Genomic DNA, 12,404 nt, shown 5'->3' with positions numbered 1-12,404 from the left:
GATCCGGTCAGAGTCCGCGTTGATAGATGAGGGCCTTGAGCTGCTCATTGTCGGCGTAGGGGCTGTCGATCATGTCGATCAGGATCGCGCCGTCCGCCGCGACGTCGCGCAGCAACAGCTCGCCACGCATCAGTTCGCGGCAGGAGATCTGACCTTTCTGCAAGGGAATCGCGAGGTAGACGTCTTCGTCGCCGAGCGCATGTCCTTGTCGGAGATCCCGTCGGGCATAGACCCCGCGGACCAGGGCATTGAGATAGGCGATTTCCTGACTGGGTGGAATGCGCTTCTGGGTACCCGGTGCGCCGCACATTTCGACGACTCGCCGATGCGCCCTGAACCACTGGTCGATCTGATGAGGCAGGCTGCAATACGCCGCGACCGGGCTGCCGTCAGTGGCGATGTCGATATGCCGTTCAAAGGTACGCGCGCCCTTGGCGTAGGCAATGGCAATCGAAGTCTGCCAATCCCGATGTTCGTGTGTAGAAAAGCCGATCACATTGTGTGGATAACGCCGGCGCAGGAAGTCCACCTGATTCAGCTCGATTTCGTGGTTCTCGGACGGGTAAAGCGAGACGCAATGATTGATCGCCAGCGGAATTCCACGCCGGTTGAAGAACTTGACGAGATCGTCGACATCTTTCAGGGACGAACCGCCAGTGGATGCGATCACCGGACGCTTGGTGCTGGCGATCTTTTCGATCAGCACCCAGTCGTTGATGTCGGAACTGGCGATCTTGATGATCTCGACGCCCAGTTTGACGCACAGGTCCACCGAAACCTCGTCGAAAGGCGTCGCCATCGGGATGCAACCGGCCTGCCGGATGGCTGTCGTGAGCTTGGCGTATTCCGCCTTGGAGAGGCGGCTGTCGAGCGTTCGCCGGATGTAGCGGATATCCGTGCGCTCGCGGAACTCCTTGTGGATGAAGGCTTCGACGTCGCGGAACTGGAGCTTGATCGCCGCCTTGACATTGTTGAAGCGGACGATTCGCGAAAAATCGGTGACGATCCGCAATCCGCGTTCAAGACGGCCCTGGTGGTTGTTTGCCAGTTCGAGGACGAACAGGTCTTCAAAGATCTCCGAAGCTTGCGACTGCTGCGAATGGCTCATGGTCTGGCGGGTGAAGGGATGATGCATCAATCTAGCATGTTCGGGGCCGGTTTGTCGCTCACAAGAGATGGAACGAAAGGAGAAGGCGCGATGCAAAGCGATGCCGGGGCTTCTGCGAGGAGTACATTCAGCCCGCAGTCGCGAGCGAAGGGCGGCCGAACACGGCGCTCCACGCGCGCTTCCATGCTTTTACATGAGTATTGCTGGCATTCTTTATAAGGGAGATTTGCTGCGGGCTATGCGGGAATCCCTCGCCTTGCTTTTATCTTGCGCTTTCTCGCAGCGAAAATCAGACCATCATCGAGCGAATCAAAAGCCTCGATGAGTTTACGCGCGGTTACCGCGTCCAGGGTTTTCATGCGTACATCGCGAGCAATGACACTGGCGAACTCGACACGCGTCCATTGGCTGATGGCCAGCGTACCCGCGGGCACGGTAGCCAGAAAACCCTCGATACGCTCCGAGACTGGCTCCTCGCGAAACAGCGGAGTGAGGAAGCTGGTATCCAGATAGATCATTCGGCATCCCGCAATTGGCGCACGATGCCCGCACTCGGCTCGGTCCAGGCGGGCGTCGTCTTGCGCAACGTAGCCAATTTTTTGATCGGAAGAGGCTGCTTCGTTTTCTCGGCTGGCGATACCCGGGCAACGGCGCGACCATGACGGGTGATGACGAATTCTTCGCCGGCTTCCACCGTATTCAGTAATTCGCTGAGATGTGCTTTTGCTTCGGCGAGACTTACGGTACGCATGTTGCTCTTCAGCCAATGACCAATCATAGGGTCATATTGGGCGATTTTTGAGATTCCGGCAAGCCGTTACGGCTGGAGGCTGGCGATCATGAATTGGAAAGCATGTTACGGGCCAATTCCGCGGGTTCGAGAAAGGGGTACATGTCCTCGAGCGGCGCCGAAACGATGCTGCCATCGTCAAGCTGGCGCGAACTCATCCGGGGTTCGAACGGCTGCGTCTCGTCGAGCACGACCTGGCATAAATGCGGGCCGGGTGCGTCGAGGAGTGCCGGAAGCCGCTTGGCGAAGTCAGCCGAGTCAAGGCGTGACGCCGGAATCGCAAAGGCGGTGGCGATGGCGACGAAGTCGGGCAGTGAAACGCCCGAGTCAGGATCTGCGCCGGCCACGCGCCGGAAGAAGTTCGTTTGCGAACTGCGTATCGACAGGTAGCCGTGGTTGTCGAGCACGAAGATCTTGATCGGCAAGCGATGCTGGGCGACCGTCTGGAGTTCCTGCAGGTTCATCATGATGCTGCCGTCACCGGCGAGGCAGACGACGCGGCCTTGCCTGCCGCGGCTGGCGACCGCGCCGAAGTAGGCGCCGATCGCTGCCGGCAGGTCGTAGCCCATCGATGCGCTGCCCGAGTTCGAGAACATGCGCATACCATGCTTGATCGCGCCGGCCTGGAACGGGAGGATGGTTGCGCTGGCGTTGCCGCAGGCGACGATGTCGTCTTCGTCGAGGCAGTCGAAAAGCGCCTCGACGAAGTGGTAGGGATTGATCCGGCCCCTGAACTCGCGGTGTTTTGGCAACACTGCCGGGTAAGCAAAGAAGCGTTGTCGGCACCAGGCGAGCCAGTGCTCGTGCTCGGGGTTGCGTGGCAGCGGCCTCTCGGCGAGCTGCGCGTTCAGCGCCACAAGGAAATCGCGGAGGTCGCAGCAGATGGCGAGGTCGGGCCGGACCAGCGGTTTTTCCAGTTCGGCGGCGTCGATGTCGACCTGGATCTTGAAAGCGCGTGCTGCAAAACCCGGCCAGTCGTAGCTCACCTGGCGGATATTGAGGCGGCTGCCGAGGACCAGCAAGAGGTCCGCATTTTGCACCGTGAAATTGCCGGCGCGGGTACCGATGGTGCCGGGGCGACCGCAGAACAGCGGGTCGTCGGTGGCGATCAGATCGTGGGTCCAGGCCGTCGTCACCGGGATGCCGAGGCGGTGAATCAGCGTTGCGAACTCCTCGTTCGCGTGCGCCGCACGTACGCCGGTTCCGGCGAGAATGACCGGGCGGCGGGCCTGACCCAGCCGCTTGATCAAAGCGTCCAGCTCGACATCAGAAACCCTGTGCCCAGGTTCTTGCGGAGGAACGAAGCGACGCATGCCGGCTGGTTCCACCTTTGCGCTCTGCACGTCGATCGGGATATCGAGCCAGACCGGGCCGGGCCGGCCCGAAGTCGCGAGGTGCAGCGCCTGATCGAGATGCCAGGCGAGGTCATCGGGCGAGTCGACAATCGTCGCGTACTTGGTGATAGCACGCACCATCGGGATGATTTCGCTTTCCTGGTCGCCCAATTGGCGCAGGCCGCGAACGGGCGTCGTCGCCAGACAGGTGGCGCGCTTGACCTGGCCCGAGAAAACCAGCATCGGTACCGAGTCGGTCCAGGCGCCGAAGACGCCATTGATCGCGTTGATTCCGCCGGGACCGGTAGTGACGTTGAGGATGGCCGGCTTGCCGGCGATGCGGGCGTAGGCTTCGGCGGCCATCGCTGCCGCCTGTTCGTGGTGGAAAAATACGGGCGTGATGTCGGGATGATGACAGAGTGCATCATTCAGGAACATCGCCCCGCCACCGGTGACGAGGAAGACATGGCGGTGGCCGTGATCGGCCAGGCGTTGAGCCAGGTAAGTGGCTACGGTAAGCATGGGCAGGTCTGAGCCGTGGGGATGAGCAAAGGCGCAGTACTCCTGGAGTCTGTCACGCATGCATCGAGGCTGGCCACCGGGACCGCAGTAATTTCCTCGCTCAGTTGCCAAGGCGCGTCTTCCACCAGTCCATCGAGTCCAGAACCCTCCAGTTCCTGAAATGTGACGCGGTCCGCCAGACTCTCGGCGGCACGCCAAAGCAGTTCCGGTGTGGCGTTGCCCAGAATCAGGAAGCGTGCCGGTGTCTCAGTGCGGTCGGCGAGAACCCGCAACAACGGGAAAAGATCCGGTCGTGTCTGGATTTCGTTCAGAACGACCAAACCGGTCAGCGGAAGCGGCACGGAAGCGGGATCGGATCGTCGCGCCGGATCGTCGGGATCTAACGGCAAACTGCTTGACCAGGCTATCCTGGCGTGTCGCAAGCTGTCGCGCCAGGGTGGATTTTCCAAGCTGATGTGGTCCACAAAGAGAGCAGGCTCCGGGAATTGGTACAAGCGCTGAAGCCGCTGGGCAAGATGAACAGAGCAGCATGTTCGCAACATACCATGAAATGTCGGGTTTGGAATTCGATATTCCATCGTAATTGCCTCTGGAAGATGGAGATTTTTTCGTCGAAGATATCGTTGCCACTCAGGTGCGCGAACAATTCCTCAATGAAATGATAGGGATTGATATTGCCCTTGAATTGGCATTGCCGGGGCTGCACCGTCGGGTAGCTCGCCAGGCGTTGCCGGCATCGATCCAGATCTACTCGCGGTGTGCCGACGGCGCGGTCCAAACCCGCATTTTCCGGTCGAAGGTGGCGAGGAAGCGTTTGAGGTCGGCTGTCACCGCCATGTTCAGCCTGACAGTCGACTTGTTGAATTCGGTGGAGGATGGGCGGCAACGCGGCGATGCGGGCGTCTGCCTCCACGAGCATGGCAGCGGCCTGTTCGTGTGAAAGAACGCCAGGATCAGGCCAGCGATGGCACAAGGCGTTGTTTGAGGAACATGGCACGGAACCACCGCCGATAACGAGAAAAGCATGCCGGGTGTCAAGCCCGGCTGGCTATTGGCGAGATAGTTGGCTACACTGGGCATAGCGCGAATTCTCCACGCAAACCTTTCCTTGCGGCATGGAAAATCAGCTTAAGGCGTCTGGCCGTGGTGCGGATATCCGCAGACCTGAACAGGGCCAGATAGGCAATGCCCAGCCAGAAGCCAATTCCATTAATGAAAAACGCAACACGACTTGTCGTCATTGAGCGATAGAAGATGAAGGCATTGCGCAGATCGAGATAAACCTTTTGATCAGGCGTCTGGGGCGAAAACGCGGGATGCACCCGAGAATCTTGCGCGTGCCATGAGGCCTCCAGATCGTCTACGACTGCGCCGGCACAGAGGAAGATTGTGACACCTCTTTGCGTCAGGCGGTTGCTGAAGTCAAGGTCGTCATAATAACAGAAGTACCGCGGATCAGGGAGCTCGCCAAGCAGAAGCGTTTCCCGGGTAGCGAATAAGCCGCCATAGGCGGCGAGGCCGATTCTGAAAATACCATGGGCCGGTGGCGCCGAATCCTTGCCTGTCGAGTTGGCGCCAAACAGTTGACGCTTCAGCAGATGTCGTTCGTTGAATGCATGAAACCAACCAAAAGTATTCGGACGACCGATCGGCATCACTCCTTGGCTTACTAGGATTCTTTGCCAGGGCTGGGACCGGCGAAAGGCTTGCAACGCCAGAAGCGGACCGCTTCCGAGACGCAAATGCTCGGCGAACAAACTGTCGATGCAGTTCGATACCGGTAAGTTGTCGTCGTCTAGGAAGAGAAAATAATCGCAGTCGAGTTTGAGTGCTGTCTCAATACCCGCGCGGTAACCCCAGGCGCTACCGAGGTTTTCCGGCAGGACGACCGGCACGATGGACACGGACGTCGGAATCAGTTCCGGATGGTAGTTGCCATTGAAGACCACGACGATATGGCTGACCGGCGCGCTGGCCAGTTGGCCGATTACCTGCGCGAGGAAACTGTAGCGTTCGCCATAGGTGACGATCACAGCGCAAAGTCGCCGCTCGACAGAGGCATCAGGGATGGACATGTGCGCGCTACCGCAGCAGAAGGAACTTCACGATACGCTTGATGCGGGGCATTTGGTGAATCTTGAATATCAGGCGGCGTTTGTAACGGAAATAATGGTGGGTGACCAGCGCGGTCAGATGACCAAGGAGCGACCAGCCGCCGGGTTGCTCCTGTTCCGGAATCTCCTTGTCGGAAAAATCGGTCCAGCGGCTGATTCCCAGCACGGAAAATCGGGTGGCTTCCAGAAACTGTCGCCCGAATTTCTGGTCAGGCTCCAGGTGGCAACCTTCTGCCCACTCGTTCCAAGCATTGATGAAGACCAGGCGTTCTTTTCCCGGAAAATCCATCGCCGTGCGCCGGATTGCCTCGCTCAGCCAGTACTCGTAGTTTGCCGGAGTTCCGTTCAGAACAATCAGAGCGCGGTTCCCGGTCCGGGCGGTATTGTCCCAGGACGGGAATACGCAGCGGAACACGTTGGCCGCCGTGTAAGTCCTTTTCAGGTAGCTTTCGGCAATATCATGGAACATTACGGCGTGTCCCAGGAAGGGTTGCGAGAACGCCAATCTGTCATCTCGTCCCCTGACCGTCAGGTTGTGCGGAGGAAATTCAACGCCGCTGTCGAAACCGAACGCCGAGTAGTCGAAATTACCGTGGGTCAGCGCTGCACATAAGTATATTTCGCCGATACCGTTGGCTTTGCAGTAGTCGCGCCAGATCGAGGCAGTCTTCCTAGGATCCGGAAGCTGCTGGGGACGATAGACGATCAGAAGGGGCACACCGTCAAACCTGAGATAGCGCGCATCGCTGAGGTAGGGTGTCAGGTCGCGAATGAATTTCAGATCATCGTCAGGCAGATAGTTTTGGGCAATGAGGATCTCATGCTCGGCTGCATCCCAGCGCCGGGTCCAGTTTTCGTTGGCCCAGCAAAGACAGAAGGGCATATTGCTTTCGCTATCAGCGAGCATCTCGTCCAGCGGTCGATTGAGCAACCGCTTGCCTGAGAACCAGTAGTAGTGGTAGCAGAAGGCGTCGATTCCGTAACTCCGCGCCATTGCAATCTGCTCATGCCGGGTCTCCGTCAGGCGCAGGTCGTAGTAACCCAGATCGGCCGGGTAATGGGGCTGGTAGTGGCCGGGAAAAAGCGCGGCTGCCTTGGTGACATTGGTCCATTCGGTAAAGCCCTTGCCCCACCACGCATCGTTTTCTGGAATAGGGTGGAACTGCGGCAGAAAAAACGCTACCGTCCTGATGCCGCGGGCTGCCGCTGATTGTTTGCTGTCGGGTGTTGCGCTGATTGCTGGATCCATACTGGTTTCCGAATATCACTATCGCCTACATGGCGGTTGAGACGGGAAGTTCAGTGAGCTTTAGTGCGGGGCTGCCTGCCGTCGCTTTTACGACCACTTGATAGACCTTAGTATCTGTCCAGAAATAACTTGTACAACTTATACGAGTAGGCGACGATCTCGTCATGAGTAATGACGAGCTAGTTGAAACGATCCGTAAGAAGTTCGAGCGCGTGTCCACGGTTTTGGATGAGCGGGGGCGTCGTGTGTGGGCGTTGGCGGAAGCCGAGGCGCTCGGTTACGGCGGACAAAGCATCGTCGCTAAAGCCACGGGGCTATCGCGAATGACGCTGTATTCGGAAAAATGCGGTCATGCCCAGGACGACCCGGCGGGTTCTCGTAGACACGTCCGAAAAGCAGGGGGTGGACGCAAGAAGCTGATCGAGCACGAGCCGACATTGCTCTCGGCGCTGGAAAGATTGGTGGAACCGACCACCCGGGGAGACCCTGAGAATCCTTTACGGTGGACCTGTCTGAGTACCCGTCAACTGGCGGCGGCCCTTGAACAACAAGGCCACCGGATTGGTCGTCAGACCGTAGCGGTTTTGCTGGATAAGTTGGGCTATAGCCTTCAGGGAAATCAAAAGACCAAGGAAGGCACCGTCCATCCGGACCGGGATGCTCAATTCCGTTACATTCACGGTCGAGTCGAGGATTTCCAACGACGGGGACAGCCTGTGGTTTCAGTCGATACCAAGAAAAAGGAACTCGTCGGGGACTTCAAAAATGGAGGCCGAGAGTGGCGCCCCAAAGGAAACCCCGAACCGGTTCGCGTTCATGACTTTATCGACAAGACCCTAGGCAAAGTGAATCCCTATGGCGTCTATGATCCAACGGCAAACACCGGTTGGGTTAGCGTTGGGGTCGATCATGACACCGCCGAGTTTGCGGTGGAAACGTTACGACGGTGGTGGGAAAAGATGGGACGAATTCGTTATCCCGGGGCTACCGAACTGTTGGTGACTGCGGATGGTGGTGGCAGCAATGGGGCGAGAGTACGGTTATGGAAGGTCGCTTTACAGCGTCTGGCCGACCAAACCGGCCTATGCATCTCGATCTGCCATTTTCCACCGGGAACTAGCAAATGGAATAAGATCGAACATCGGATGTTCAGCTACATCAGTATGAATTGGCGAGGAAAGCCTCTGGTCAGCCATGAGGTCATCGTCAATTTGATTGCTGCCACCACCACACAAGCAGGCCTAAAAATTGAGGCGGAGATGGATACCAACACCTACGCGAAAGGCATACACGTGACTGATGATGAACTCGATAAAGTTCACATAGAACGCTCCGAGTTTCATGGTGAATGGAACTACACCATCCGGCCATCGGTTTGAACTTGTACAACTTATTTCTGGACAGATACTTAGCGTGCGGGCCTAGTGCAAGCATCGCGCGCAGAGGCGCCGGCAGATTGTTCCAATGCGCGACGAGTTCGGTCTGCTCGGGTGCTTTGACGACAAAGTGTGCATCCACGATACTGAGCCCGGCGCCATCGAACAGGTTCTGTATGTTGCGCATGCCAAAGAAACGGATATGGGTTCGGTCCAGCAGTCCCCAATCGCGATACTCGAAATCGCCCTCGATCAGGCAGGCAACGATCGCACAGTGCGCTGCATGTGGAAGCGAGACGACCAGATGGCCGCCCGGTGCCAGCAAGCGCTTGGCGTCCTGAAGTACTTGCCATGGATCGTAGAGATGCTCCAGCACGTCGGCGATAACCACCACCTCGAACAAGCCCTCTTCCTGCAAGCTGTCCGTCCAATTCGGCGCGTTCAGATCCAACTTGATCACCCGATCGCAGAACTGCCGGAGTTTTTCGATGGCACTGTCGTCGACTTCGGCCGCCGTCACGTGGCACCGATTCTTTCCGCTCAGGAATCTCGTGATGGAACCGGGGCCGGCGCCGATTTCGAGTACCTTGCGGTCTTGTCCAACAAAGCGCACGACACTGGCGGGCGCGGAGTCATCGGCCAGATCCACCAGGTACTCGTAACGATGGAGCGACCCACTGTGAAAGCGCGTCTTGAGCTTGAATATCAGGGAACGCGCCCTTATCAATATTCGGTTCATTGGACTATCAATCATGGGGCAATCAGCTATTTTCGCCCAAGCAAGACGCGGGCAAGGTATCGGAGCGGCCGGGTAATGCGCCAGGATAGCGAATTCTCGTAAGCTTCAATTCGCGCCACAAGCATTTCAACCTCGCACGCTCTTTCCACGGGTGCCCGCTGCGGAACAGCGTTCGCCAGAGCAACTCGAAAATCATCCCGGGACAGATGGTCATCACGGCAAGCCTCTTGAAAAGCGGTTTCCAGTACAGCAACATCTTCGTACGTGGCGGGTTTGACATCAACATCCATCAGCGAGAGCAATTCGGCAATCACTCCTTGGCAATTTCTGTGTCCGAAATTATCTGGAAACGTGCATTGATAAAGTGTGTTGACAAGGCCACGCAGGATAACCCAAGCCAATGGAATCGGTTCGCGCACATGCCATTCAAGATCAATCATGGTCAAGACCCCTGTATCCGTAACAATCAGATTTGCAGGGATGCAGTCCAGGTAATGGCCCGGGACTAGACGATCACTCAAGGAAACGCCACCAGGGGCGTTACCCTGCAGAAGAAAATCAAGCCATTGACGAGCCAGCTTGGCAAATTTCTCAAGATCGCCATCCGGAGCCAGGCGCTGGAATTTGTGCAGCAGCAGATCGCCCGGTAGGTAGGGCTCGTCGGATGAGAGCTGGTGCGAGAGAGTAAATGATCCAACAGCTATCTCCTTGCTGTTGGCTATCCCAAGACCTGATTTCCCGACCCTCAGACCTGATGAGTTGCGGCGTATGGTTGTTTCTGAAGCCCACGCAGGCTTTCTCGATGCGGCATAAATTTTTGCCAGCCATGGATCATGGAACACAGAAAGGACATTGGTTTCGTCGGTGCTGGCGACGATCAGAAAAGAATTTGCCAGGTCGCCAATGAGGCCGTTACGCTCAATGGCTCGCCAGACGAGATGCTCATCGAATGTTTTCAGGCGATGCCCGGAATAATCTCGACCATGGCTTTGGGTGAGCAAGTTGTACAAACTAAGGCCAGCAGCAGTCTGTGCCTCTTCCGAGATCAGGATTTCGGGAAGCTTATAGTCCGGGAAAGGAAACAGGAAATGGGTATGGCTAAAACCCACAGTTTCAACAAGACGCTTCAGTTCAGTGCGCCCGAAGGTTACAGGCGTAGAGGGACTGTACTGGTCCTGGACTCCGAAGAAAAGTTTGCGCGTGTGATCCTCTGTGCAACCGTTGAAGTACTTCAGACCAAGCTGATTTTCAATGGCGAGCAGCATTGTTCCACCTGGAGCTAACAAATGACGAGCGGCAGCAAGGCATTGCAACGCTGGGTTATCGCCCGCGAAAAAAAGTGGTGCATATTCCAGAACGCCAATCAGCGTGACCATATCGAATCCACCTGCTGACGTAAATAATTCGATGCTATCAGCCACGATCATGACATTGGCGAGGTCACGACACCGCTCCGCGGCGATGCTCGCACGTACGACGCTGCCCTCAACCGCGGTGACATGTGCCCCGGATTCTCCCAGATAGCGCGTTAGGTTGCCGCACCCGCATCCCAATTCCAATATGCGTTGCGATTTGTCAATACGAAAGGGTCGCAGCAGGTTGGCGCGAGTAGGACTGAAGTGATATTCGGTGGGCCAATCGACAATCTGCTTTCGCAACTCATCCGAGGTCGAACTCAGGTCGCGAGTCTGCTTCAGGATGGACAGTAGGCGGCGCTCGACCTCGTCACCGTCGGAATAAGCAATGCTGTCGTGCGTCGGTGTTCTCCAGATTCGCAGTTCGGAATCGAAGATGTAAGTGCGATCGTTCATCGGCAGTGGCCGAGTGCGCACAGCTTTGACCAGATGCGCGACGGCAGCGAAGTGGGCGCTGCCGAAAGGGGCGCGTGCGGGATCGGTCGGTCTTCGACGCAGGCGTCGAGGACGTCCATGATCCGCGCCGCGCTTTGGCCGAGGCATGAAAAGTGGCGCTCGCGTACCGCGGCGAGTTCTGAGCGTGTTTCGGGTAGGCACTCGATCATGTTGGTTACCATCGCCCGCAGCGCGCCTCGCTCGATCCGGGTGACGAAGTCGAAAGGCACGCAGGCTCTTCGCGCTGGTGAGGTATCGGGAATCAGCCAGTCCATCACGGCGATGCCGGGGACGTCGAGCAATAGTGCCTCGATCAACACGCTCGATTCGTCTGAAACCATCAGGTCGGCGAGTGCCAGGCAGTGGAGGATGCCGACTTCGGGGTCGATGATGTGGACATTGGGACTGGCGTTGCGGTGCAACATATTCATTTCCGCGATGCTGGCCAGTACTTCGGGATATCGATCCGACCACGGGGCTTGCTTGAGCAGCAGGTTGAACGGTAGATCGCTGAGCGCACGGACGAAATCGTCCTGTTTGCCGTGGTTTTCCCATGACGGCGCGTAGAGAATGCTGAAATCGTGGCGTAGCCCAAGCTGGTGACGCAGTTCGTCGGCCTCGCGCTGGAAGTTTTCGCGACAGTTGAATAGCGAATCGGCTTTTGGCCAGCCGAGTTGGAAGACGCCGCGCCTCGGCCGACTCTGCGGCTGCAGCGACGACCGGTACCAGCGTTCACCCCAACTCGGTCCCGGCAGGAAGCCGAGATCGAATTCGTTCCATGGCTCGGTCAGCCAATAGTCCGGCCAGATATCGTGCCGCTGCGCGAGGTCGTGCAGCATGATTGCCGAGAAGCGACTGTTCCTCGGCGAAGGGCTATGCGAGCAGTAGACGCCGATCTCTGAGGGTGCATCGATGCGGTCGCTGAATTCGACGCGGTAGCCACGCCGTTCGGCTTCGACGGCGACCGGCCGCATCGTCTGCCACTCAACCTTGTCGGTGTGGAAGAAGGTGATTTCGCGCTTCATGAAATGCCGCGGCCGTACGTTGACTAGACCTGCGGGGTCATCGATCAGCAGAGTCTCGATATCCATTGTCCGTTCAAGGCGACGGTTCCAGAAATTCCTGTAGCGGTTGCGATTCATCGGCTCGGTTCCCTGCACAGCAGGCAGTTGAAGTGGAAGGCGTTCTACGCGTAGTTATCGATGCACTGGTCGAAGATCTCGACACTGAAGCCATGCTCGCGCGCAGTTCCGCGGAAGCTATCGCGGTGCTAGCAAGCACGTTCGGCGATGCACCCGGCGCCTTTATCAAAGCAGCATCGA

11 protein-coding genes and 1 pseudogene are annotated in these 12,404 nt (G+C 57.6%); 2 read left to right on the top strand and 10 right to left on the bottom strand.

The window, feature by feature from the left end; all coding sequences use genetic code 11:
• Positions 1–7 precede the first annotated feature (7 nt).
• The 5 genes from V5B59_RS12665 to V5B59_RS12645 form a co-directional block, all read right to left on the bottom strand.
• Entirely contained in the window at positions 8–1,135 is a 1,128-nt protein-coding gene (locus V5B59_RS12665) for an N-acetylneuraminate synthase family protein (RefSeq protein ID WP_248594650.1), read from the bottom strand.
• Between the two features lie 209 nt (positions 1,136–1,344).
• On the bottom strand, positions 1,345–1,626 hold the full coding sequence (locus V5B59_RS12660) for a type II toxin-antitoxin system VapC family toxin (protein WP_169069290.1): 282 nt from the start codon (positions 1,624–1,626) through the stop codon (positions 1,345–1,347).
• Positions 1,623–1,886, bottom strand: a complete 264-nt coding sequence (locus V5B59_RS12655) for a type II toxin-antitoxin system Phd/YefM family antitoxin (RefSeq protein ID WP_248594649.1) — start codon at positions 1,884–1,886, stop codon at positions 1,623–1,625. Before V5B59_RS12655 ends, V5B59_RS12660 begins: the two co-directional genes overlap by 4 nt.
• A gap of 59 nt (positions 1,887–1,945) precedes the next feature.
• Complete coding sequence (locus V5B59_RS12650) at positions 1,946–3,754, bottom strand: thiamine pyrophosphate-binding protein (RefSeq protein WP_169069289.1); 1,809 nt, start codon at positions 3,752–3,754, stop codon at positions 1,946–1,948.
• Complete coding sequence (locus V5B59_RS12645; RefSeq protein WP_324595219.1) at positions 3,742–4,332, bottom strand: hypothetical protein; 591 nt, start codon at positions 4,330–4,332, stop codon at positions 3,742–3,744. The genes V5B59_RS12650 and V5B59_RS12645 overlap by 13 nt, the downstream gene beginning before the upstream one ends.
• 5 nt (positions 4,333–4,337) lie before the next feature.
• On the opposite strand from V5B59_RS12645, the gene V5B59_RS12640 reads away from it, so the two are divergent.
• The gene (locus V5B59_RS12640) at positions 4,338–4,694 is read left to right on the top strand and encodes a hypothetical protein (protein ID WP_034908756.1); all 357 of its coding nucleotides are present in this window, start codon (positions 4,338–4,340) and stop codon (positions 4,692–4,694) included.
• Positions 4,695–4,821: 127 nt separating this feature from the next.
• Here V5B59_RS12640 and V5B59_RS12635 read toward each other — a convergent pair whose 3' ends face one another.
• Positions 4,822–5,829, bottom strand: coding sequence for a glycosyltransferase (locus tag V5B59_RS12635; RefSeq protein WP_169069288.1), 1,008 nt, complete (start codon positions 5,827–5,829; stop codon positions 4,822–4,824).
• Positions 5,830–5,836: 7 nt separating this feature from the next.
• Positions 5,837–7,117, bottom strand: coding sequence for a glycosyltransferase WbsX family protein (locus tag V5B59_RS12630; RefSeq protein ID WP_169069287.1), 1,281 nt, complete (start codon positions 7,115–7,117; stop codon positions 5,837–5,839).
• Positions 7,118–7,281: 164 nt separating this feature from the next.
• On the opposite strand from V5B59_RS12630, the gene V5B59_RS12625 reads away from it, so the two are divergent.
• Positions 7,282–8,496, top strand: coding sequence for an ISAzo13 family transposase (locus V5B59_RS12625; protein WP_332351424.1), 1,215 nt, complete (start codon positions 7,282–7,284; stop codon positions 8,494–8,496).
• A gap of 196 nt (positions 8,497–8,692) precedes the next feature.
• Here the strand turns inward: V5B59_RS12625 and V5B59_RS26225 are convergent.
• From V5B59_RS26225 to V5B59_RS12610, 3 genes and pseudogenes are all read right to left on the bottom strand, one after another.
• Positions 8,693–9,232: pseudogene (locus V5B59_RS26225) on the bottom strand (class I SAM-dependent methyltransferase); the annotation flags it as partial.
• A 26-nt stretch (positions 9,233–9,258) separates the two neighbouring features.
• Positions 9,259–11,043 carry a class I SAM-dependent methyltransferase gene (locus V5B59_RS12615; RefSeq protein WP_324595221.1) on the bottom strand — a complete coding sequence of 595 codons (1,785 nt, stop codon included), beginning with the start codon at positions 11,041–11,043 and terminating at the stop codon, positions 9,259–9,261.
• The gene (locus V5B59_RS12610) at positions 11,040–12,173 is read right to left on the bottom strand and encodes a CDP-glycerol glycerophosphotransferase family protein (protein WP_169069283.1); all 1,134 of its coding nucleotides are present in this window, start codon (positions 12,171–12,173) and stop codon (positions 11,040–11,042) included. Before V5B59_RS12610 ends, V5B59_RS12615 begins: the two co-directional genes overlap by 4 nt.
• Positions 12,174–12,404 lie beyond the last annotated feature (231 nt).

Source organism: Candidatus Accumulibacter contiguus (genome assembly GCF_036625285.1).
Classification (GTDB): Bacteria; Pseudomonadota; Gammaproteobacteria; order Burkholderiales; family Rhodocyclaceae; genus Accumulibacter; species Accumulibacter contiguus.
This window is presented reverse-complemented; position numbering and strand designations above follow the sequence as displayed.

Coding starts and splice junctions, on each gene's coding strand:
- V5B59_RS12665 (WP_248594650.1), bottom strand. CDS start 1,135: ATGCATCATCCCTTCACCCGCCAGACCATGAGCCATTCGCAGCAGTCG.
- V5B59_RS12660 (WP_169069290.1), bottom strand. CDS start 1,626: ATGATCTATCTGGATACCAGCTTCCTCACTCCGCTGTTTCGCGAGGAG.
- V5B59_RS12655 (WP_248594649.1), bottom strand. CDS start 1,886: ATGATTGGTCATTGGCTGAAGAGCAACATGCGTACCGTAAGTCTCGCC.
- V5B59_RS12650 (WP_169069289.1), bottom strand. CDS start 3,754: ATGCTTACCGTAGCCACTTACCTGGCTCAACGCCTGGCCGATCACGGC.
- V5B59_RS12645 (WP_324595219.1), bottom strand. CDS start 4,332: ATGGAATATCGAATTCCAAACCCGACATTTCATGGTATGTTGCGAACA.
- V5B59_RS12635 (WP_169069288.1), bottom strand. CDS start 5,829: ATGTCCATCCCTGATGCCTCTGTCGAGCGGCGACTTTGCGCTGTGATC.
- V5B59_RS12630 (WP_169069287.1), bottom strand. CDS start 7,117: ATGGATCCAGCAATCAGCGCAACACCCGACAGCAAACAATCAGCGGCA.
- V5B59_RS12625 (WP_332351424.1), top strand. CDS start 7,282: ATGAGTAATGACGAGCTAGTTGAAACGATCCGTAAGAAGTTCGAGCGC.
- V5B59_RS12615 (WP_324595221.1), bottom strand. CDS start 11,043: ATGAACGATCGCACTTACATCTTCGATTCCGAACTGCGAATCTGGAGA.
- V5B59_RS12610 (WP_169069283.1), bottom strand. CDS start 12,173: ATGGATATCGAGACTCTGCTGATCGATGACCCCGCAGGTCTAGTCAAC.